The sequence below is a fragment of the Beduinella massiliensis genome (assembly GCF_900199405.1).
Taxonomy (GTDB): Bacteria; Bacillota; Clostridia; order Christensenellales; family Aristaeellaceae; genus Beduinella; species Beduinella massiliensis.
The window spans coordinates 3,615,690-3,638,538 of record NZ_LT963430.1 but is presented as its reverse complement, the minus strand read 5'-3'; the positions used below and the strand labels follow the sequence as shown (position 1 = coordinate 3,638,538).

Below are 22,849 nucleotides of genomic sequence, written 5' to 3'. Positions count from 1 at the left end.
CGGGGCGTTTACGCGTTGCAGGCGGATGCGATGGCGCTCCAGCGCACCTCGTACTGGTACAGGCCGTCCTCGTCCATCATAAAGGGCAGCTTCTCACACGAAAGCTCCGGGATGTCGTGGATGTCGCCGTCCGCAAAAGCCCGCATGCGGGAAAGCGCGGACTTGAAACGCGCGATGACGCCGCCCACGCGCACGTCTACCACCTCAAAGCCGAAGGGCTTGTTTTCGCTGAGCCACAGCGTACGCCAACGATCCGAAAGATCGGTCAGCGCCGCGATGTTTTCCTCGGCCACCGTGAGCAGCGCGCGCGCGGCCGTGCGATCGCCCGCGCGCACGGCCGCGGCCGCACCCTCGCGCCACACGCACTTGAGCCGGAGCGCCTCGGCCAGGGCCTCGTAAAAGCGCAGCATCGGCTTGAGCGCCTGCGGAGCCTCGTCTCCAAAGCGCAGGAAGTCGAGCTGAAGGGCCGCGTAGTGCGATTGCATGTGCTCGCCCTCGAAGTCCTTTTCAAAGAGCGGAATCAGCGGGTCCTCGTAGAGCAGGGGCTTGCAGGCGTTCACGACGTTGTGCTCCGGCTTTTCGCGGTTTATGGGATAGTGCAGGTCGCTGATGCGCAGGAACGCCTCGCCGTCCGCGCCGGTGCATTCCGCAAAGCGGCGAAGCAGGTGCGCTTCGTCCAGCGTGCCCGCGTAGTCGAACTCGGCGTAGGCCTGCAGCCCCAGCAGGATCGCCGGGAAGGGGCACTCGCCGCCGTTGTCGCCCCAAGCGGTGGCGAACACCTCGCGGACGCCGTGCGCGAGGCACTGGCGCAGCGCGGGCCCGACGATGGTGAACGTCTTCTTGTAGTCGGCCGCGATGCCGGACCAGGTCCAGATGCCGCCTGCGAAGACCGTCTTGGCCTTGAAGCGCTCGTGGCAGGCGAGCATCCGGTCATAGCCCGCCTCGCTTTCGTGGTAGTAATCCCAATAGACGAGGTCGATGTCCTCCGGCGCGCTGTGGAGGATCTCGTCGGTAAAGACCTTGTCCTTGCCGTAGTAGCCGCCGGGTCCCGCGTTTTCAAAGTGCATGTCGCTCCACATCATGGCCTTGAGCCCCAGCCTGTTCACGATCTCGCGCACGCGGCGCAGGTGCTCGGCCATGAGCGTCGCGGGCGGCGTATAGCCGTGCTCCGAGAGGCGGCGCCCGCGTCCCAGATCCCAGGCCTCGTCCATACCGATGTGGATGCGGCGGGAGCGGTACGGACGGATAGCGCTTTTGAGCATGCGCTCGATGAGATCGTACACGTCGTCACTGCCGACCATGAGGGTGACCTGCGTGTCGCGGTAGCGGGCCGCAGCGCGCCAGTGGAGGAAGCGCTCCAGATGCGAAAGCGTCTGGATGCAGGGGATGAGCTCGATGCCCAGCGCGTCAGCGTAGTCGTCCAGCTCGCGCAGCTCTTCTTCGCTGTAGCGGCCTCGGCAGTAGCCGAAGTAGGGCTCGCCGTCCACCTCGTAGGTCTCCTCGGTGTACATCATGGCCCAGTTCAGCCCCATCAGCGCCATGCGGCGCAGCATGTAGCGCAGGGTGTCCAGATTGGCGACGGCGTTGCGCGAGCAGTCGAACATGACGCCATTTCGCGCAAACCGGCGCGTTTCAGCGAGGGAAAAAGGCGCTTCCCCGGTGTGCGCGCAGAGAATGGAGAGCGCGCGGAAAAACGCGGCCTTGTCGCGGCAGCGCATCACGGCGTGCGTTTGCTCGACTTCGACGCGCAACGTGTCCGGAGACTCCGGGTCGATTTGGACGTGCACGGGCAGGCCGTCCGGCGCGCGCCGAATGTTAAGCTCACCGAGGAGCAGGTTCAGGCCGGATTCGACTAAGGCCAGATCGCCGGTAAAGTACAGCGCGGGCATGGGAAAAACCTCCTTGATTCTGCGCTAGGCGCACAGGTGAATTAGATGCCCCCATCATACCATAAACGAAGGGACGTGCAAAGCGCGCGGAAGAAATTTAGAGCAAAAGCGACGTTTGAGCGCGCCGCACGCTTTGCATCGCCCGATTCGTGACGCGTGCGCCCGGCGGGAGCGGTCCCGCCAGCGCGGGGAGCGCGGGGTCGTGCGCTTGATAGCGCTTGAGCGCGAGCGATCGGGAATGCGTCGCGTAGCAGTAGGCGCAGCCGCCGGGGCAGGTGCTGTACGCGCCGATGTCCACGCTGCCTGCGCAATGGCAGGCGGGACGCTGCCCCTTATCCCGCGTCGCGTCTACCGGGCAGCCGAGGATGCGCGCAGCCTTTTGGGGGTCCACGCAGGCGGCGTGCTGAACGCCGAGGTCGGACAGGTCCATCTGCTCGCCGCAGGTGAAGAGCGGAAGTCCGCAGGGGGCGGCGGCGCGCGAGAGCGCAGCGGCGAGCAAACGCATGTCCTCGGGCGGCGCGGGCGCGGCGCGGCCGCCCAGGTGGCGATAGGGATCGACGAAGCTGACGATGCAGCGCGTAGTGAGAGGCGCCAGATGCGCAAGGAGACGGCCGAACTGCTCCTCGTGCCAGGCGGGCGGGTGCGCGCCGTCCAGCAGGATGGGGTCGTAGCGCCAGTCCACGCGGTCGGGGCCCAGGCGCTGGCTCAGGCGGGCGAACGCGTCGAGGCGCGCCGCTTCCTCCGGGAAGCCGGGTTCTACGTCCCGGCCGTAGGGCGTCAGGGTGAAGGTGAAGTAATAGGCGTAGCCGCGCGCGTCCAGCTCGTCCAGGTACGGCATCAGCGGCAGCGGGTTCTTCGTCCAAAAGACGAGAAGCTCTGCATCCCGGGGAACGAGCGAGACGCGGCTGTAGCAGCGCGCGTCGAAGGGACTCCCGACGAGGCAGAAGCCCTCGCGCACGCGATGCATGAACCAGGGCGCATAGAAAGCAGGAATGTCGGTGCGGCGGCTGACGCTGACGAGCATGGCGGGAGACCTCCTCTCATTGTATCTTCATTATAGCACGTATGTTCGCTTCTGCGCGTGCTGATTTGTTTCGGAGAAAAAATTTGCCTGAGAATCGCCTTCGCCGGTGCGCATTTGATATAATAGAGCGAAAAGCGGTTGCCAAGAAGGGGGCGGTCTGCGTGCTGAGAAGCGGGGCAAAGGAGATCGGACGAATTCTCGCTCGCGCGGGCCGGCTGATCGCGGGCGGACTCCCGGCGCTCCTTTTGCTGGACGTCTTATACCGTCTTGCGCTGCGCCTGCTGACGCCGCTGACGCAGCGGGCGCTCACGTGGGCCGCGTCGCGGGCGGATGCGGGGTTCGTGACGGCGCAGGGGGCAGGGCTCTGGATTTCGGGTTTGCCCCTGGCGGCGGTGTGCGCGCTGTCGGCGCTGCTGTATGCCTTCGGAGCGCTTGTGGAGATCAGCGCCATCCTTCTTTGCCTGCAGGATGTGAGCATGGGAAAGCGCTGCGGCGTGCGGAAGCTGCTTTCGCGCGCGCTGCAGAGCGCCGCGGGGGCTTTCCGTCCGCGCAATCTGCCGCTCCTTCCGGTGCTGCTCGCGCTCGCGCCCGGTCTGGTCGCGTTTGAGCGCGGTGCGGCGCTGCTCATGGGGCTCGGCGGGAACGGATTCCCTGTCCGGCTTGCCGGGGCCGCTGGTCTGGCGGCCGCGTACACGCTCGTCTTTCGCTGGGCGCTTGCGATGCACGCGGCTTTGCTGGAGGGAAAAACTCTGCGCCAGAGCCTTGGGCGCAGCGCGGAGCTGCTGCGCGGCCGAAGGACTGTGTCCGCGTTGGGAGCGCTCGCTGCGTTCGCTTTGCAGCTCGCCGCGACGACGGCGGCGACTTTTGCCGCGTCGCTTTGCTTGCAGGGGATCGCGAGGGCCTTGCAGCCGCAGCGCTCTCTCGCGTTTTACTGGTCGCTCTACACGCGATTGTTGGCGGCGGGGCGCGCAGGCGGCGGCGCGCTTCTCGCGATCTGCGGGTGGGGCGTGCTCAGCGCCGTGCGGGACGCCTGTCTGGGCCTGCCGATGCCTGCGCGGCAGCGCCTTACGGGCAGGGCGAGGGAGCTCGCGATGGGACAGTGTGCACTTTTCGCGGCGGTCGCGTTGCTCTTTGCGCTGCCGGGCCTGCCCGCGCCGGATACGGGACTTCCCGTGCAGGTCGTCGCGCACCGCGCGGGTGCGGCCATCGGGCCGGAGAACACGCTTTCCGCGCTGGACGAGGCGATCCGCAGCCGGGCGGTCATGGCCGAGATCGACGTGCGGCAGACGCAGGACGGCGCGCTCGTCGTCCTCCACGACGCGAATCTTCGGCGCGTCGCGGGCGTGGGACGTTCTATCCGCAGCCTGACGCTCGCGCAGGCGCGCGGTTACGACGTGGGCAGCTTCTTTTCTGCCTCGCATGCGGGCGAGCGCATCCCGACGCTCTACGAAATGCTCGAGCGCGCGCGGGGGAAAATCGAGCTGATGATCGAGATCAAGACAGGGCGGCCGGAGGCGGTTCTTGCGGCCCTGCGCGATCTGGGCATGGAGGATCAGTGCGTGCTGGCGGCGACGGATTACGGGACGCTTGGGACGATCCGCCAGATCGCCCCGCAGATGCGCACCTGCTACATCGCCTCGTCGTTTTACGGGGACGCGGCCCGGCTTACCGCCGCGGATCAGCTCTCACTCAGGGCGGATGCCGTCACGCTGTCGCTCGTGCGCGAAGCGCACGCGAGCGGCAAGGAGGTCTTTTGCTGGACGGTGAACGACGAGCCCACGATGCGCCGCATGCTGGCCTACGGGGTGGACGGCATCATCACCGACGATCCATATCTCGCCTCGCATGTCGCGGAAACTTCGGATCGCGGGCTGCTCGCGCTGACGTTCGAGGCGCTCGGGGAAAGGGAGGACGCACCTTCCGAAGAGCAGGAGGCCGAATCATGACAGCCGGCGAGGGGTGGCGGCTGCCGCCTGGCAAACGGAAGCAGTGATTCTACAGAAAATGCATGTCCGGTCGATATAATGCGCGTACCAGGGACGATTGTATTTTGGAATCGGAATGCGGATGATGGATATTTTGCGGGGTGCGAGCCGGGCAGACGCATTGCGACCAACGAACCCCCAGGATGTTTGCACGTACAGCGCGCATATGTGAGGCGTTGCGAGGTTTTGCACGCTGCTGGCCTTCATAAAGAGACATGAACGCAGAGCCCGCGGCCGCTTGCGGCATGCTGCACGATATTTGCTGCATGACGGGCGGAGGGTAGCTCTGAGCATGCAGCAAAGGGGAAATGCACGGCGCGTATGACGAATTGCTGAAAGATGCCGACGTGCCGGATCCTTGCCCGGATAATCACGCTTTCCGGCGGCGGAAAAGGAAGCCGGCAGATGCAATCATCTGCTCGCGGAATTGGAGATGAATACCGCCCGAGAAGCAAGGCGGTTGACAGGGCCGATAAAAAGGCGCCCGCACATCGACGCTGCGATGTACGGGCGCGCATTTGTCCTTAAGAATCGTCCTCCACCCGTTCGAGCACCAGCGCGCTGCGCGCGGGAATGTAGATTTCAAACCCGATGCCGCGCTTGCCCTGCGCGCGGGCGGTGTAGACATAGTCGTGCGAGATGCGCTCATACCCGCCGAAGCAGGCGCTGTCGCTGTCCAGCACCACGCGGTAGCGGCCCTCCTGCGGAACGGGCAGGTAGAAGTCCTTGAGCGACTGCACGGGATGGAAGTTGAACAGGAAGATGAGCCCGGCCTTTTCATAGGCGAGCAGCTTGCGCTCCTGCTCCTGCCACAGGTTGCGCGGCGTGGCGGCGGAAAGCACCCCGCGCTCCTTGATGAGCTCTAGCATCGCGCGGTCGAAGTCGCCCAGGTAGGAATAGCGCAGGAATCCGTCCTCCGAGAGGCTCCACAGCCTGCGGGCGTGTGCGAAGCTCCAGCCGTTGCCTTCGCGCGGGAAGTCGATCCACTCCGGATGGCCGAATTCGTTGCCCATGAAGTTGAGGTACCCTTCGCCCGCCAGCGAGCAGGTGACCAGGCGAATCATCTTGTGAAGCGCGAGCGCCCGCTCCACGACGGGGTTTTGGTAGGCGCGGTTCATGCCCCAGTACATTTCCTTGTCCGCCAGCCAGAACATGATCGTCTTATCGCCCACCAGCGCCTGATCGTGCGATTCGCAGTAGCCGACGTTTTTTTCCTGCGGGCGGCGCGTGGTCAGCTCGTACCACATCTTGCCCATGTCCCAATCCTCGTCTCTGCAGTTTTTGAGGGTCTTGATCCAGAAATCCGGGACACCCATGGACAGGCGATAGTCAAAGCCGAGGCCGCCCGCCCTGACCGGCAGGCACATGCCGGGCGTGCCGCTCATGTCCTCTGCGATGAGCACGCAGTTCTTTTTGACCCGATGGCAAAGTTCGCTTGCCAGCTGCAGATACGCCACCGCATCCACGTTCGTGTTCAGGGAGAAGTACTTGTCGTACCCGTCGAACGCCTGACCCAGCCCGTGGTCGTGGTAGAGCATGCTGGTCACGCCGTCGAAGCGGAAGCCGTCGAAGTGATACTCCGTCAGCCAGAACTTGAGGTTGGAGAGCAGGAAGTGCAGCACCTCGTGCTTGCCATAGTCGAACACCTTGGAATCCCAGGCGGGGTGGTTGCCCGCGCCGCCCGGCAGGAAGAACTGCGTGTCCGTACCGTCAAAGCAGTTGATGCCCTCGGCCACGTTTTTCGCCGCGTGCGAGTGCACGAGGTCGAGGAGCACGCTGATGCCCATCGCGTGCGCGGTGTCGACGAGCTCCTTGAGGTCGTCGGGCGTGCCGTACCACGAGGAGGCGGCAAAGAAGTTGGTCACCTGATAGCCGAACGACGCGTAGTAGGGATGCTCCATCACCGCCATGAGCTGCACGGTGTTGTATCCGTCTCGCTTGATGCGAGGCAAAATGTTTTGCGTGAACTCGCGGTAGGTGCCGATGCCTTCCTTTTCCTGCGCCATGCCGATGTGCGCCTCGTAGATGACGGGCGGCACGTTGCGTTTGGGAGAGAAGCGCTGGTCGCTCCACTCGAAGGGCTTGGCCGGAGCCCAGATCTGCCCGTCAAAGCAGCGCGTATCCGGGTTTTGCACGACGCGATGGATGTACAGCGGGATGTGATCCTGCACGCCGCCAGGATGCGTGACCTGCACCTTGACGCGCGAAAGGTGCTTGAGCGCCGTTTTTCCTTTGATCTCGATTTCCCAGTTCCCGTTTTCCAGGCGCTGCATGGGGTGGGATTCACGGTTCCACTTGTTGAAGTCGCCGATCAGATGCATGGCCGTCGCGTTCGGCGCCCATTCGCGGTAGATCCAGCCCTTCTCCGTGCGGTGAAAGCCGTAATACAGGTCGCCGTTCGCGAAATCCTCCAGTTTTATGCCGGTGGGCAGAAGCACTTTCTTGACCGCCTTGTACCGGGCCATGCGCAGGTCGATGTCGCCCTCGTAGCGCGTGAGCCAGGGATCGATCGTCAGGATGTCGTAGCGCTTCTTTTTGAGTTCAGCCGTCGCCATAGCCATCATCCTCTCCGTGTGAATCCGTTTGCGGGGCGCGCCCGTCGAGCAGCGCGCTCCAGGGGCACAAGGCCCGGGCTTGGTATCATTATACAGGAAACGGGGGGATAAAACAAGCGCGCGGGCCGAATGCGGCCCGCGCGTTGCTCAGCGGATGGATTCCAGGACGACCCAGTCGGCAAATTCGTGGTAATCGAAGCCCTCTGCGTCCAGCGTCTGCGTGTCTTCCGCGCGGAGAAGGTAGAGGGTGCCGGGCGCAGGCACCGGCGTCTGAGATTCTGGATGGAAGAGCGTAAAGCGCTGCGCGTAGTCGTCGCCCGTAAAGGGTGCATGGATGACGGATGCGGGCAAATCAAAGGCAAAGGCGGTCAACACGCGGGCTGCCTGATCGGGATTGGCATGGGGCATACTGGCAGAGACGTAGATGTGCTGCGGATCTGACGACTCGGCATATGCCGCCGCTTCCGGAAATCCACGGTAAAAGGTGGATACTGTGCGGAGCGGGGATTCGCCCGCAAAGTAACTGACCGAAAAAAGCCCGAAGCATACGGCGTAAAGCGCTGCGAGCAGAGCGCCCGTGAGCGGAACGCGGCGTGCAATATAAGAAAATCCCTTGGTACATAGCAGGAGGAGGAGAGGAAGAACCATGGCGAGATGCTGCGCATCCAGTTCTCTAAAGGAGAGCGCAAAACCCGCCATACAAAGAAGCAAAAAACTGCAGGCGACAGCGGCGATTGAGGACCCGTTCTCTAAATGCGGAGCGCCTTTGCTGCGGAAACATTGCACGAGCCATGCGGCGCCGCCCAGCATGGCAAGGGGTAACATAAAAAGCTGGTAGAGACCGTAGTTCGTCAAAGCAAAGAGCGAGGTCTGGTCTGCCGCGGACGCCGGGAGCTGCAGCAGTGTCTGCTGCAGGAAGCTAAATCCATTGTCCATCATTGTATCGAACGCATCCGCGCCGCGATACAATAGCGGATCCGGCGAAAGGAGCCCGCGCGCCGCGTGCTCATAGGATTCAAAGCGAGGAATGCCGACGCCGAGAAGCGAAAATCCCTCGAGCCCAAACGTATTGACCACGAGCGTCAGGAGTGCGGGCAGCGCGACGGCCAGGTACAGCGCCGCGCCGAGCAGCACGGTACGAACCGGCAGCCTGCGGGCGGCGAGCAGGTACGCGCAAAGCAGCAGGATAAACGGGGGGATTACGTACCAGGCCGCGTCGCAGGCGTACATGGAAAGCCCGAAGAGCGCCATGGAACCATAATGCCAAAGCCTGCGGTCCTCGCCCATCGAAAGCGTCCACAGCGAGAGTACGAGCATCGCGGGCAGCACCTGTGCGCTTGCGGCCCAGCGGCTTTGCATGATGAGCCCCGGGGCGAGCGCATAGAGGAAGAAGCCGATGCGCGCTGCACGCCGCCCGCTCATCCGGCGGCACAGGCCGTAAAACGCGGCGGTCGAAAGCAGGTGGAGGAGCAGCATCGGCAGGCGAACCGAAAGGACCGAAAGCCCCATGAAGGCGACGAAGGGGGCGGCCAACAGAGAGAGCAGCGGCCCGGTCTGCGAAGTTCCCCAGACGTTCAACTGTGCCGTCAGGCGACCGGTAAACGCCTCGCCGCCCGTCTCAATGAGCGCGCGGGCTTCGATGCTGACGAGCGCTTCCTCCGCCGAGAGCCCTGTGGGCACGCCCGTCAGCTGATAAGCGCGCGCAAAGAGGGCGGCAGCCGCGACGAGAAGCAAGAGGGGGAGCTCGAAGCGGTCTACGAGATGGGCGAGCGCCCTGTCCGCTCCGCCGAGCGAGCGCGTGCGGCGCAGGGCGGCACAGGCCCGGGGCTGCGTCGCTAGGACGCACAGGCCTGCGCAGAGGAACAGAAAGACGGTTATCAGCGGCGAATCCATGTGCATCCCTCCTTAGTCTTCCGCCCAGTAGCGGGGATACGCGACGGCATACTGTTCATAATCCCAAAGCAGATAGTCTGTTTCGTCGAAGAGCGGCTTTTCCTTCTGAGAGACGACGTAAGCGGCGCATTCCTCGGGATTCGGTTCAAAATCCGCAAAATCCTGATAGTAGAACCAGTCCGTGTAATAGCCGGACCGCTCGCCGTCCCTGCCGGGCAATTCCTTTTCGTCGTTCATCTCCTCGAGGTCCAGCCCCAGCGCGACGGCGGCGATGAGGCGCACGATGGTATTTTCATGGTCCGACTCGCCGGGAGATGTGATATAGACGGTGTCGAATTCATAGGGGAACGTCTTAATGGATTCAATCGCCTCGTAAAGACCGGTATGGTAGTTTCCAGAGGTGTACTGCGTGTACGCCGGACTGAAATAGGTGACGCATTGCCCGGCAAAGCCAAACGCGTACATACAGGCGAGAACCAGGGAAAGGGCTCTGACGCGCGTTGTAATCCGGTAGACGCCGTAAGCGCACAGGAGGATGAGCGCGTAATAGACGCCGTTAGCCCGGTTCACGTTGGGGGAACTGGTGAGCAGGCCACAGACCGCCATGGCGATCAGCCAAGCTTCGACCAGAAAGGCAGCGTCGCGCTCGAGGCCGCCTGTGCTCCGCTCCAGTCCCGCCAGCGCGGTGCGGCGCCTTTCCTGCACGAACCAGACGAGCCCCATAATGAGCACGGGAAAGGAGAAGATGTACATTGTGCGGTAGCCGGGCACGGAATTGAACGTGGATGAGTCGTACCCCTGCAGAAACGTTACGCGGAGCCATTCCACAGCGTTCTGTGCAAAGGCCTGATACATGTCGTCCGCCATAAATGCGATTTCGCTTGCACGGGCGTTTTCGTCGAAGTACTGAAGGGTGATCGGGCCCCAGTGCAGCGTGTCCCAGTTGAAGGAGTTGATCATCATGGTGACGATGATCGGGGCAGAGATCAGCAACCAAAGCGCGGCGCAGAGAAGCACCTGCGGCCAAGTGGCGCGCTTTCGATAGAGCAGATACCCCGCGGCGAGGAGCAACAGCACGGGTGTCGAGTAGATCGCTACACCGTAGGAGTACATGCAAAGCGCCAACGGTATCATCGCGAGAAAGAGCGCCCAGCCTCGATGCGGCTTTGTTCCGATCACGAGCAGGTAGACGCCCAGGAGCAGGCAATGCCCCATCAGGTTGCAGTCCAGCGCCCAGCGGCTCTGCATCATCTGCCAGGGGTTGATGCATACCAAGAATAAAGCGAGCAGCGCAAAATACCGTCCGCGCAGTCTGCGCGCCAGGTCCCAGACGACGGGCAGCATTAAAAGGCTCACGCATAACATCGGCAGGCGCATGGAAAAGCGCGAAAGGCCGAGCACCTTGAAAAACGGGATACAGAGGTAGGAATACAGCGCGCTCATCTGCCCGTACCCCCAGGCCCACAGGTGGGCAGGATAGGAGGTGCCGAAACGGTCAGTGCCGTATAAGGCCAGCGCGTAGCCGTCCAGGGCGGCCATGGCGCCGTCCTGGTTGAGGCCCATGGGCAGCGTGCCGAAGCGCCACACGCGCACGAACACGCCCGCCGTAAGCACGAACGCAAAGAGTATCCAATAATAGCGGCGGATGACCTTCGCGCAGACCTCTCCCAGGCGATCGATCCAGCCGATGGCTGCGAGCCGACGTGTAGCGCGGGGGTTCGCAGCGACGATCAGCATCGCGATCATCAGGAGGGTGAAGACGACGTTGAATGTATAAAACATGAAGGTCTCCTTTGGCTTATTCTTGTGAGGTATTAGAGCGGTATCGCGGCACAGAAGTCGCCGAATTCCAGAACGTCAAAGGCGTCGCTGTCGAGTGAAACGAGTTCTTCTGAGCGCAGGATGTAGCAGCGTCCGGGCACCGACGGGAGCCCTTCCGGGAGTCCGTAGTGGAAGCGCTGTGCGTATTCCGGCGTCTTAAGAAAAGCAAAAAATTGACGTCAGCGCGAAGAATGGCCATGAAGAATGTCATCTGTGCACTGAGCATGTAAACCTTCCTTACTTTATTAAAAGCCCAATCCCTGCAAAAAGCGCACGCACTCCGCGGGCCACTCCTCAACCAGCGGGTCGCCTTGCGCCAGCCCCAGACCGTGGCGGCCATGCGGGTAGACGTGCAGCGAGAACGGCGAGAAATTTTTGGCTAGTGCCGCGGCCAGCGACAGGCTGTTTTGCACGGGCACGCCTGCGTCGTCCGCCGTGTGCCAGAGAAAGCAGGGCGGGGCGTTTCTGCCCGCGCAGAGCTCCAGGGAATACGCACGGCGCGCGGCGGAATCGTCCGCGTCGGCTCCTAGGAGGCTTTCGCGCGAACCGGCGTGGGCATATTCGCCCATGGAGACGACAGGATAACAGAGAATAGCGGCGTCGGGCCGCGCGCTCTCCTGATCGACAGGATCCGGGCTTCGGGCGTCGCCTGCCCAGCCGTCCTCCATGAGCGCGGCACAGCCCGCGAGGTGACCGCCAGCGGAGAAGCCGAGAATGGCGACCCTGTCCCTGGCGATGCCAATCTGTGCGGCGTGATGGCGCACGAGCCGGATGGCGCGGCGCGCGTCGAGCTGCGGGATCGGAGCACGGTAAGGCGCGACGCGATAGGAGAGCACGAACGCGCTGATGCCGTTGTCGTTCAACATCCTTGCGACGGGCAGGCCTTCGTGCTCCGCGCGGAAGGTATAGCCCCCGCCGGGCAGCACGATGACGGCGCCCCTTGCACCCTCTACCAGACAGGGCGTGAGGCCGGGTGCCTGCTGTCCGAGCGCCGCGTCGAAGCCGGGCGCTCCATCTTTCCAGAGCGGTATTTCCATCCGCAACGTCCTTTCAACACTTTTTTGAAACGGCAAATGACCCGAAAACTTTCTTAATCATACCACATGCGCGCGGGATGTGAAAGACTTTTGCATATTTGAAGCGTCAAAGAGATGCTTTGAACGCCCAGCTATTGTGAAGAGAAGGGGCGCCTGCTAAAATCAAAATACAGGCTGCACCTGAAAAGCAGAGGAGAAAGACGAGGGGGAAAAGATGAAAAGGAAAGTATCGGTTGCGCTCGTCGTCGTAATCGCGGTCGTCGCCATCGCCGCGCTGACGGGGGTGAGTGGATTTTACCGCGTCGGCCAGGGTGAGGAAGCGCTCGTGCTCACCTTCGGGCGCGTGACGGATCACAAAGGGCCGGGCCTTCTGTGGTACTGTCCGCTGATTCAGGAGGTAAAGGCAGAATCGGTGACGACCATCCATACGATGGAGTACGGCTTCAGGACGACCCAGGCCGGCGGTACGACCGTGGGCGCGCAGTATGCGGACAACACGGATGAGGGCGTCATGCTCACCGGCGACAACAGCATCGTGCAGGTGGAAGCGATCTACCAGTACACGATTTCGGACGTCAAGGAGTATCTGTACGACGTGGACGACCCGTTGACGACCATGCACCTCGCGTTTGAGGCCGTGCTGCGGCGAAACATCCAAAGCCGTCCGCTGGACGACGCCCTATTAAATAAGGAAGAGATCGAGCGCCAGGTGCTGCCGGATTTTCAGAAGATGATCGACAGCTATCGGATGGGCGTGACAATTCGCGGCGTGCGCATTCAGAATATTTCCGTACCCACGGATGTGACCGCGGCGTACGAGGACGTGAACAACGCCAAGAACGAAAAGACGCGCAAGCTGGACGAGGCTGAGCGCTATCAGAACGAGGTGCTGCCCGCCGCGCGCAGCCGCGCCTATCAGACGCTGCAGAGCGCGGAGAGCTACCGCGCAGATCAGGTGGCAAAGGCGACGGCGGAGGTGTCCGTCTTCAAGAGCATCTACGAAAAGTATCGCTTTGCCCCGCAGGTCACAAGGGATCGCCTGACGATCGAGACGCTGGAGCGCGTGCTTTCGGGGGCGGACAGGAAGTTCATCGTCAGCGGCGAGGACGGAACGCTCAAGCTGCTGCCGCTTGACGGAGAGAAGGGGGAGACGGGGCTGTGAACGGATTTAATACGGACAGGGATATAAACCAGCAGAGCGCAAACGGCCGCGCGCCGCGCAAGCAGCGCCCGGCCGGACACATCGTAGCCGCAGCGGTTTGCGTGCTCGCGGCGCTGATCCTGCTCTCGCAGAGCCTTTACGTGGTCGGAGAGGCGGAGCAGGCGGTGGTCTCGCGCTTCGGCGTGATCCGCGACATCGTCGTCGCGCCGGACAACGATTTTCATAAGCGTTACCCCAATCTCTACGACGACAAGCGCATTTCGCTCGATTCGATCAACGTGAAGCACTCGACCGGCCTGATGCTCAAGATGCCGTTTGTAGACAAGGTGGAGAAGATTTCGGACCGGCTGTTCACCTACGTCTCCGACAGCGAGGTGGTGAACACCAGCGAGAAGAAGCAATATTACATCACCACCTACGCGCAGTACCAGATCGCTGATCCGGCGCTGTATTCGCTGTCGTTTTCCAACGCCAGCCGGGCGGAGCTCTACCTGGACAACCTGATTCACCCGATCATCGTGCAGAGCATCAACCGTCTGAGCGCGGACGACTTCGTGAGCAACAAGGAACGACTCAACGAGGCGCTGGCGCAAGGGCTTCAGCAGATCAACGAGGACGTGTGCATCTCCGGCATCGAGGTGGTCGACTTGCAGGTGCACCGTACGAGCCTGCCGCCCGCGAACATCGAAAGCACCTACGCGCGCATGACAGCCGACCGCACGAAGGTCGCTCAGCAGCTGCGCTCCGAGGGCGAAGAGGCGTACAACAAGGCGGTTTCGGATGCCGACCTGGAGGCGCACCGTCTGGAGGCGGATGCCATCGCGCAGGCAGGCCAGATCCGCGGCGAGGCGGACGCGGCGGCGATGGAGATCTACGCCGAAGCGTATCAGCTCGACCCGGAGTTTTACACCTATTGGCGAGCGCTGCAGGCCATGGAGACGTCCCTCTCGGAGGGCTCTACGCTCGTGCTGACGCCCGACCATCCGCTCTTTGAGGGCATTGTGAAGTATTTGAAGTGAACAAAGCGGTCGCCGGCAATGCCGGCGGCCAGGGCGCTGTCCACGAAGAGGGGCTAGGGACAGTCGCCTATCCGACGCGGACTGCCGGACATAGCCCGCACAGAGAACGCATATTTCGACAAAATTGGACAACTTTCGCATTGTGTCGCAATTTCGGGCATAGTGCGCAGGTTGTCCATGTTTTATTTTACCCTGCGATGATATGATGGGTTCAAGCAGAGAAGAACCGGTGGACAGATGGAAAAGGAGGAGCCCCTATGGCCAATACCATCAAAAAATTTGCGCTTGAAACAGCCTATTCCTATATCGAAAAGGACCCGGAGAAGAACCTGCCAAAGCTCATGGAGTGGGTGGACAAATTTGCGGGCAGCGGCCCCGACAGCTTCGAGCCCCAACGCGCAGCCTTTAGAAACGCGATAAACGATCCGAGCTGCAACTGGTACAGGTTGCTGATGAAGGTATTCAAGGAGCTCGACCCCGCCGTCGTGAAGACGGTTTTCTCCAACTTCATCCTGAACGCCAACCTGATCGGCTGGAAGCGTCAGGAGGAGTACCGGAGCAGGTACGGCTGCAATATCCCCTGGGCGATCCTGCTCGACCCCACGAGCGCCTGCAACCTGCATTGCACGGGCTGTTGGGCCGCAGAGTATGGAAACCGCCTGAACCTTACGCTGGAGGAGATCGACGACATCATCCGCCAGGGCAAGGAAATGGGCGTTTACATGTACATCTACACCGGCGGCGAGCCGCTGGTGAGAAAGGCCGACCTGATCACCCTCTGCGAGCGCCACAGCGACTGCATCTTCCTCTCGTTTACCAACGCGACGCTGATCGACGAGCAGTTCGTAAGCGACATGCTGCGCGTAAAGAACTTCATACCCGCCATCAGCGTGGAGGGCTTTGAGACGGCGACGGATGGACGCCGCGGCGAGGGCACATATGAGCGCGTGCGGCGCGCGATGAAGCTGCTCAAGGAAAATCGCCTGCCTTTCGGCATCTCCTGCTGCTATACGAGCATGAACTTCGAGGATATCAGCTCGGAACAGTACTACGACGCGATGATCGACTGGGGCGCGCTGTTCGTGTGGTACTTCCACTACATGCCCGTCGGCAACGACGCCGTGCCGGAGCTCCTGCCCACGCCGGAACAGCGCGAGTACATGTATCACAAGATTCGCGAGTACCGCGGCAAGAAGGCCATTTTCGGCATGGACTTCCAAAACGACGGCGAGTACGTGGGCGGATGCATCGCGGGCGGCCGCCGCTACCTGCACATCAACGCGAACGGCGACGTGGATCCCTGCGTGTTCATCCACTACTCCGACGCCAACATCCGCGAGATGAAGCTGCTGGACGTGCTGCGTTCGCCGCTCTTCATGGCCTATCACGACGGCCAGCCCTTCAACGAAAACCACCTGCGTCCCTGCCCGATGCTTGAGAACCCGGAAAAGCTGCGCGAGATGATCGAGAAGACCGGGGCACACTCGACGGACATGCAGTCGCCGGAGCCGGTGGAGCACCTGTGCGGCAAGTGCGACGCCTACGCAGAGAACTGGAAACCCGTCGCCGACAAGCTATGGACCTGCTCGCACGACTGCGCCGCCTGCGGCAAGAAGTGCGGATGACGAATTGAAAAGCTCCCTCCAGCAAGATACAGCGGGCCATGAACTGCATCTTGCTGGAGGGAGCTTTTTGCGCTTTTAGGCGAACGGGGTGGAAGACCTTGCCTGCGTATGGTAAAATGGTTCAATCCCCGTACAGCCTATGAAACGGAAACTATGAAACGGAAAGTGAGAATGATCGGATGAACGACGATTGGATGATGAAGGAGGCCATCCGCCTCTCCGCCCTGGCCGTCGAACACGGCAACGAGCCCTTTGGCGCCGTCCTGGCGAAGGACGGGCGCGTCGTGTACACCAACGAGAATCAGATTTATACGGCCAGCGACCCGACCTTTCACGCGGAGGCGGGGCTGCTCCGGCGCTTCTGCGCGGAGACTCGCATCACGAACCTGCGCGACTACACGCTGTATTCGAGCTGCGAGCCGTGCTTCATGTGCTGCGGCGCGATGGTATGGACGAAGCTGGGGCGGCTCGTGTACGCGGCCAGCGACGTGGACCTTTGCGGCATTCTGGACGTGCCCGGCGCCGCGTGCTGCGAACTGGTCTTTGAAAATGCGGGCTGGAAGCCGGAAGTGACGGCGGGCGTCCTCCGGGAGGAAAGCCTGAACGTCCTTCGCGCCTACTTTTCGGATCACCTAAAAGGGTAACGCGAACGGGGCTCAACGCGCTGGGCAATCCCCGCGTGATTGCCTTTCCAGCCATACGAGCAGCACCGCGATGTCACCCGGCGAGACGCCGGAGATGCGGGACGCCTGCCCGAGGGAACGGGGGCGCTGAGCGCAGAGCTTTTGCCGCGCCTCGATGCGCAGTCCCTCGACCTGCATGTAGTCCGCGTCCGGCGGCAGCAGGCGCTCTTCCGCGCGGCGGAACTGCTCCACCTGCCGCCGTTCCTTTTCAAGGTACCCCTCGTACTTGAGCGCGATGGAAACCTGTTCTGCAACGTCCCTCGGCAGGGGCTCAAAGCCCGGCAGCGTCCGCACAAGGTCGTCATAGGCGATGCCGGGGCGGCGCAGCAGGTCGGCCGCGCGCAGGCTTCCGGCAGCGTCCGGCTGACCGTGCGCTTCGAGTAGGGCGCTGCGCGCCTCGCTCCTGGGCAGCCACTGGCTGGATAGCTGCGCGATGGCTTCCTCGGTCATCGCCCGCTTTTTTTGCATGCGAAGGAGGCGTTCCTCGCTCGCAAGCCCCGCGCGGTAGCCGATTTCCGTCAGGCGCAGGTCTGCGTTGTCCTGGCGAAGAAGCAGCCGGTATTCCGCGCGCGAGGTCATCATGCGGTAGGGCTCGTTCGTGCCCTTGGTCGTCAGGTCGTCGATCAGGACGCCCGCGTACGCCTCGTCGCGCCCGAGGATCAGCGGCGCGCGCCCCTTGATCCACAGCGCCGCGTTCATGCCGGCGATCAGGCCCTGCGCGGCGGCCTCCTCGTAGCCGGAGGTGCCGTTGACCTGGCCGGCCATGTAGAGCCCGGGGATGGCCTTCACGCGGAGCGTCGCGTCCAGGATGAGGGGATCGATGCACTCGTACTCGATGGCATAGGCCAGACGCAGCAGGCGCGCGCGCCGCAGCCCTGGGATCGTGCGATACATGGGAATTTGCACGTCCTCGGGCAGGCTGGTGGACATGCCCTGCACGTACCATTCGTTGGTGTCAAGCCCCTCCGGCTCCAAAAAGAGCTGGTGGCGCGGCTTGTCCGAAAAGCGCATTACCTTGTCCTCGATGGAGGGGCAATAGCGCGCCCCGGTGCCTCGAATCGTGCCTGCGTACATGGGCGCGCGGTGCAGGTTTTCGCGGATCAGGCGGTGCGTTTCCTCATTGGTATAGGTGAGGTAGCACTTTGCGCGGTTTTGCAGCTTCCCCTCCGTCAGGAAGGAAAAGGGCGTGATGATGTCGTCCCCGGGCTGCGGTTCCATCTCATCAAAGTCGATGGAGCTTTCCTCCACGCGTGCAGGCGTGCCGGTCTTGAAGCGGCGCAGCGGAAGCCCCAGTTCGCGAAGCGCCTTCGCGAGGGTGAGGGACGACCAGAGCCCCTGCGGGCCGCCGTCCCGGATGGATTCGCCGATGATAATGCGGCTGTCCATGTACACGCCCGCCGCGATGAGCGCGGCCTTGCAGGGGATGCGCGCGCCGGTCGTCGTCTCCACCGCCTCGACCTCGCCCGTGGGCGCAAGGACGATGCGGCAGACCTCGCCCTGCCGCACCTCGAGGTTATCCTGCGCGAAGAGCGCGCGGCGCATTCGGCTTTGATAGGCGCGTTTGTCTGCCTGCGCGCGCAGGGAATGCACGGCTGGGCCCTTGCCGGTATTGAGCATGCGGCTTTGAATGAACGTGTCGTCGATGGCGCGGCCCATTTCGCCGCCGAGCGCGTCCACCTCGCGCACCAGATGGCCCTTGGCCGTCCCGCCGATGGCGGGGTTGCAGGGCATGAGCGCGATGGAGTCCAGATTGAGCGTCAGCAGCAGCGTGGGCACGCCCATGCGCGCGGCGGCCAGCGCCGCCTCGCAGCCCGCATGCCCCGCGCCGACGACGCAAAGATCGTATTGCAAGAGGATTCCTCCCAAATGCTTCGTCGCCTTGGCGGATATCGCGCGTCCGGCCCGATATCCGCCGCGTAAAAATTCAAACAGCAGCATTATAACATGCATTGAAAATTTATGAAAGGCGATTGTGCAAGGTTGCGGGACGGCGGATCGTCCGATATAATGAAAATATGGATCGAAACAGTAAGAGGGTGCACCATGGTCAATCGTGTTTTCGGCGTGCTTTTTATCATCTGCGGCCTGCTGCCCGCGCTCGCGGACGCTTCCCTCGTCGCGGACGCGGCGCTCTTTTCGATGGTTCCGCTCTTCGGAGCGGGGCTGTTGCTGCTTTTTAAAAAGGCGGGCATTCAGGAAGCCCTGCTGCCGGTGAACCGCCTGCGCTCGCTGTGCGCTGGCCTGCTTGCGCTGCTCTTTTTCGTGATGCTGTCCGGCACGCAGCTCTTTTCATGCGGGCTGTTTTCGCCGGAAGCGGTTTTCCACGTGTACGACTACTATTTTTACGACGCCTTCATCGTCATCGAGACGGGGCAGTTCGCGGCCAAACTCCTCACCGCGCTGATGACCTTTACCGCCTGGGCGCTCTTCCCGGCATGCCTGCTGCTCTCCGTCTTCACGGTGCTGTACGCGGCCTTCGGTCTGCCGGGCTTTGCGGACGCAAAGGACGACGGCCTGCCGCTCACGCCGATGCGCATAACAGGCTTTTACCGGGTAACGCTGGCGGTAGCGGCGCTGACCATCGCTTTCCTTTTCAGCGCGATGCCTACGCTGCTGAACACAAACGGCGACATCAGGTATTGCCTGGACACCGTGCAGCTGGACTACGAGGAGTGGACGGACTGGCACACGGTCACGTACATGTACCTGCTCAAGTGGGCGACGACGATCAGCGCGACGCCCTTCCCGCTCGCGCTCGCGCAGGCGATCCTCTGGATCTGCGTGAACAACTTCGCGGTGGATACGCTGAACCGATACGTCCGCTCCGCCAAAGCCTGCAGGCTGTACGTGCTGCTGTCGGTGCTGCTCTTCACGCCCTACGTGTTTTTGCAGGTGCTCTACAAGGACGTGCTGTTCAGCATGGCGATCCTGGGGCTTTCCGTCTCGATCCTGCGGGCGCTGCGCGAGGAGAAGATGCGCGCGGGCACGCTGATTCCCATGGTGCTGTTTGCCACGCTTGCTTCTCTGATTCGCCACGCGGGCATCGTCAGCGCGTGCGCGCCGCTGCTGGTGCTGCTTCTTCAAAAGCTGCGGCACGGATGGCGGGAGGCGCTCAAGGCTTTTGCCGCGCTGCTCTGCCCGATCGTCTCGTTCGTGCTGGTCGTACAGGTGATCTCGTTCGGCATGCTGAACATGCAGCGGAATCCCGGCTACGTCAAGTACTCGGTGCCCATGGCGATGCTTGCCGCCGTTGCCGCCAGCGGGGAGGAGATCGATGCGGAGGATCAGGCGCTGCTGGAGGAGATCACCTCCATGGACGTCTGGCGCACGGGCTACGACAAGTACTACGCCGACTCGATTTCCCGTACGTGGGGAAAGATCGGCTATGACGTGCTCAACGTAGACGAGCGGGACATGGGGCCCGCGCTGCTGAGGCTGAACGCCAAGTACCTGCTGCGCTACCCGAAGCTCTACCTGACGGCGTTCTTCGACATGAACAGCATCATCTGGGAGATCGCCCGGCCGTCGGACGGCTACGAGGTCACGCTGGCCGTGACGGACGAGGAAAACGCCCCGCAGAGCTACGAGTACGCGCAGACGGGCCTGACAGGCATCACGGCGCAGCTCGCGGCGTTTACGCGCGATACGCCGGTGCTGCGCACGATCTACTGGCGCGGCGGCTTATGGGCGTTTCTGACGGTCCTGTGCGCCGCACTGCTCTGCTTCAAGCGCCGTGGCCGGGAGCTGACGGCGCTGCTGCCGCCGCTTACGACGGTGGCACTGCTGATGGTCTCCACGCCCTCGCAGGAGATGCGCTACATGCTCGGCGTCATGGAGTGCGGCATCTTCTTTCTTCCGTACGCGCTCGCCGTGCCGGCGGGGAAACGGACGAAGTGAAAAGCTGGGAGACAGCAGGCGGCCGCGGAAGAAGCGCGGTCGATCGTGAAAATCCAAGAAGAAAAGCGGATGATCTGCGAAAAAAGGCAGATCATCCGCTTTTTGGGGCCGCGTGGAGGCTGCGGTATTCCCGAGGCGTCATGTTCGTCATCTGGTGAAAGCGTCGTGCAAAGGAATTCACGTTGAAGTAGCCGATGGAGAGCCCGACCTCCTGAATGGAAAGATTGCTGAATTCCAACAGCTGCATCGCCTTCTTGATTTTCATTTCCGTGATGTAATCGCTGAGCAGAACGCCTGCATGGCTCTTAAAGTAACTGCTGAGCGCGGAGATGGACATTGAAAAGTCGCAAGCCATCTGCTTGATGGAGAAATTAGGCGCATCAAACTGCTTGGCGATGTAGTGATACATCTGGCCGAGCAAATCCTCCTCCTCTCTTTCATCCGGCTGGATCAGACTGGCGAGCAGGGCGGCGAGCGCAAGCAGGTCGGACTCCAGCTCAGAGGCGGATGCACTAGACGGGATATGAAAGACAGAGGGGTCGTCCAGCGTCACATCCTCCCGAACCTCGATGTGCTGAAGCAAACAGGCAGCCAGCGCCCGGGTATAGGCAGAAAGGTCGCTCAGTTCAAGTGTCTCGGCGGGAGCGAGCAATCCCGAGACGTCGCCGCGCTCGCAGGCGATGCGGAAGGCTTCTTCGCAGGCCGGGGCCGCTGAGAGCGCCAGCGCGCACAGGTCAGGGGAAAAAACAGGCTGCTGCATCGAGAGAGAAAACCATGCTTGGGCGCAGAGGAGGGGTGCCTGGGCCAGTTCGGTGCTTGGCAGGCTCAGGCCTGCGCCTTGTGGCAGCCGCGATAGATCCAAAAGAGGCTCCGAATCGCAAAAGACGGTGCAGTGGACGCCTGTGCTGAGAGCCAGGCGAATCCTGTCTGCGGCGCGCAGCGTGCCGAGTAGGCGGCGAGCCGGCTCTAGGGAGGTGTCCAACGCCAGGATGCGGTAAGGGCTCTTCGTGGGTACGTAGCCGCAAAAGCCGTAGACGCTTTGGAATTCTTCAAGGCTTTTGATGTGCCCGGAGAAAAGCATGGAGGAGACGAATTCACGCGCCTTTTCCGTATGCGCGTGAAGCGCCGTGCGGAGCTGCCGATTGTCGCTGTTGATCAGCTCGATGCTGCTTTCGATGTAGTCGTAGTCGTCCTCGTAGGCTTCATCCGGCAGGGACGACGCGCCCGATATGCAGGCACGGATGGAGCGAATCGGCTTGTACAGCCGAACCGTCAGCACGATGCATACGCAGCAGCCCAGCAAAAAGACCGCCATGAGCAGGAGGGCTACGGACTGCATGACCCTGAAACGGCTTACGAGGTTGTTGATGCAGACCAGGTCAATCGCCCAGTCTCTCGCGGCGGCGCTGGTGGATATGATGAGCTGGCCGTTGGGCAGGCTGCCCTGGTACTGCGCGAGGGTTGCGAATGGCTCGCTCATTCCCTGCGGGCAGGTGGCAGCGGCCGTAAAAGCTCCCTCGTAGCCGTCCGGCAGGTAGAGCAGCGTGCGCCCGGACGAACTCCGCAGCCGCACCATGCCTCGAGAATTTCCCCACAGCCCCTGAAGATCTGAACGGATGTTTTCAACACACAGCTCAAACACCAGCATCGTTCGTTTTGCGTTCAGCGTGAAAAAGTAAGGGAACAGCAGACAGTCGCGCCCCCTGTATCGATCATGCGATACGACGACTTCCCCCGCGAGCAGAGTGTCATAGAGCGTCTTCCCGGACGCGAGGTCCTCGGGAACGGTGAAACGGTTCGCATTCAGACGGTCGATGGAAAGCGAATCGTCCCCGGAGAGAAAGCGATCCTCCTCAGGAAGCTTATACCAGATGTATTCCAGCCCGCTGTGCGAGGCGGTCAGCAGGCGAAGCTTGGTCTGAAGGGCACTTTGCCCGCTGAAGGCGCTGAGGCTATTCGGGTCCAGCGAATCGTCGCCTACGAGCTGGGCGACGATTCGCCTGAATGCGTCCGTCCAGATTTGCAGGTGCTCCAGCGCGCGGGACGTGCTGCTCAGCTGCTCTTTCATGGCCTGCTGACTGAAGGAGGTAAACAAGTTGTTGAGAATCAGCAGCGTGATGAGCACAAAGGGCACTACGAAGAGCGCTGCGAAGTAGCGAAACAGCTTGCGCGCATGAAAGCTCCTGTAGGTTTTTTTGATCGCCTGCATCACGCCTTATCACCGCTTCAATTTTTTTGATCATTATAACATTTGAACGC

General features: G+C 62.2%; 14 protein-coding genes. 6 read left to right on the top strand and 8 right to left on the bottom strand.

Features of this window, described 5'->3' with window-relative positions:
* Positions 1-8: 8 nt before the first annotated feature.
* Together C1725_RS17370 and C1725_RS17365 are read right to left on the bottom strand one after the other, a co-directional pair.
* Complete coding sequence (locus C1725_RS17370) at positions 9-1,889, bottom strand: family 20 glycosylhydrolase (RefSeq protein ID WP_102412947.1); 1,881 nt, start codon at positions 1,887-1,889, stop codon at positions 9-11.
* 97 nt (positions 1,890-1,986) lie between these two features.
* Complete coding sequence (locus tag C1725_RS17365; RefSeq protein ID WP_102412946.1) at positions 1,987-2,913, bottom strand: DUF1848 family protein; 927 nt, start codon at positions 2,911-2,913, stop codon at positions 1,987-1,989.
* Between the two features lie 161 nt (positions 2,914-3,074).
* Here C1725_RS17365 and C1725_RS17360 point away from each other — a divergent pair, with 161 nt between their 5' ends.
* Positions 3,075-4,859, top strand: coding sequence for a glycerophosphodiester phosphodiesterase (locus tag C1725_RS17360; RefSeq protein ID WP_346026799.1), 1,785 nt, complete (start codon positions 3,075-3,077; stop codon positions 4,857-4,859).
* A gap of 563 nt (positions 4,860-5,422) precedes the next feature.
* On the opposite strand, the gene C1725_RS17355 is transcribed toward C1725_RS17360, so the two are convergent.
* The 4 genes from C1725_RS17355 to C1725_RS17340 all read right to left on the bottom strand — a co-directional run bounded on the left by C1725_RS17355 (position 5,423) and on the right by C1725_RS17340 (position 12,204).
* On the bottom strand, positions 5,423-7,453 hold the full coding sequence (locus C1725_RS17355; protein WP_102412944.1) for an alpha amylase C-terminal domain-containing protein: 2,031 nt from the start codon (positions 7,451-7,453) through the stop codon (positions 5,423-5,425).
* Between the two features lie 147 nt (positions 7,454-7,600).
* A complete protein-coding gene (locus C1725_RS17350) occupies positions 7,601-9,346 on the bottom strand; it encodes an ArnT family glycosyltransferase (RefSeq protein WP_346026798.1) in 1,746 nt (581 codons plus the stop codon).
* Between the two features lie 12 nt (positions 9,347-9,358).
* Entirely contained in the window at positions 9,359-11,128 is a 1,770-nt protein-coding gene (locus C1725_RS17345) for a glycosyltransferase family 39 protein (RefSeq protein ID WP_102412942.1), read from the bottom strand.
* A 284-nt stretch (positions 11,129-11,412) separates the two neighbouring features.
* Positions 11,413-12,204 carry an alpha/beta hydrolase fold domain-containing protein gene (locus C1725_RS17340; RefSeq protein WP_102412941.1) on the bottom strand — a complete coding sequence of 264 codons (792 nt, stop codon included), beginning with the start codon at positions 12,202-12,204 and terminating at the stop codon, positions 11,413-11,415.
* 214 nt (positions 12,205-12,418) lie between these two features.
* Here C1725_RS17340 and hflK point away from each other — a divergent pair, with 214 nt between their 5' ends.
* The 4 genes from hflK (at position 12,419) to C1725_RS17320 (ending at position 16,654) form a co-directional block, all read left to right on the top strand.
* On the top strand, positions 12,419-13,366 hold the full coding sequence (gene hflK, locus C1725_RS17335) for an FtsH protease activity modulator HflK (protein WP_102412940.1): 948 nt from the start codon (positions 12,419-12,421) through the stop codon (positions 13,364-13,366).
* The gene (gene hflC / locus C1725_RS17330) at positions 13,363-14,385 is read left to right on the top strand and encodes an SPFH domain-containing protein (RefSeq protein ID WP_102412939.1); all 1,023 of its coding nucleotides are present in this window, start codon (positions 13,363-13,365) and stop codon (positions 14,383-14,385) included. The genes hflK and hflC overlap by 4 nt, the downstream gene beginning before the upstream one ends.
* Before the next feature lie 257 nt (positions 14,386-14,642).
* Positions 14,643-16,010 carry a radical SAM protein gene (locus C1725_RS17325; protein ID WP_102412938.1) on the top strand — a complete coding sequence of 456 codons (1,368 nt, stop codon included), beginning with the start codon at positions 14,643-14,645 and terminating at the stop codon, positions 16,008-16,010.
* Between the two features lie 179 nt (positions 16,011-16,189).
* Positions 16,190-16,654, top strand: coding sequence for a deaminase (locus C1725_RS17320; protein ID WP_102412937.1), 465 nt, complete (start codon positions 16,190-16,192; stop codon positions 16,652-16,654).
* 12 nt (positions 16,655-16,666) lie between these two features.
* On the opposite strand, the gene mnmG is transcribed toward C1725_RS17320, so the two are convergent.
* A complete protein-coding gene (gene mnmG, locus C1725_RS17315; protein WP_102412936.1) occupies positions 16,667-18,631 on the bottom strand; it encodes a tRNA uridine-5-carboxymethylaminomethyl(34) synthesis enzyme MnmG in 1,965 nt (654 codons plus the stop codon).
* A 105-nt stretch (positions 18,632-18,736) separates the two neighbouring features.
* On the opposite strand from mnmG, the gene C1725_RS17310 reads away from it, so the two are divergent.
* Positions 18,737-20,590: a DUF6020 family protein gene (locus tag C1725_RS17310; protein WP_102412935.1), complete on the top strand. Its 1,854-nt coding sequence runs from the start codon at positions 18,737-18,739 to the stop codon at positions 20,588-20,590.
* Positions 20,591-20,681: 91 nt separating this feature from the next.
* Here C1725_RS17310 and C1725_RS17305 read toward each other — a convergent pair whose 3' ends face one another.
* Positions 20,682-22,799 (bottom strand): helix-turn-helix domain-containing protein, encoded by a 2,118-nt coding sequence (locus tag C1725_RS17305; RefSeq protein ID WP_102412934.1) that lies wholly within the window; start codon positions 22,797-22,799, stop codon positions 20,682-20,684.
* Between the last annotated feature and the right edge of the window lie 50 nt (positions 22,800-22,849).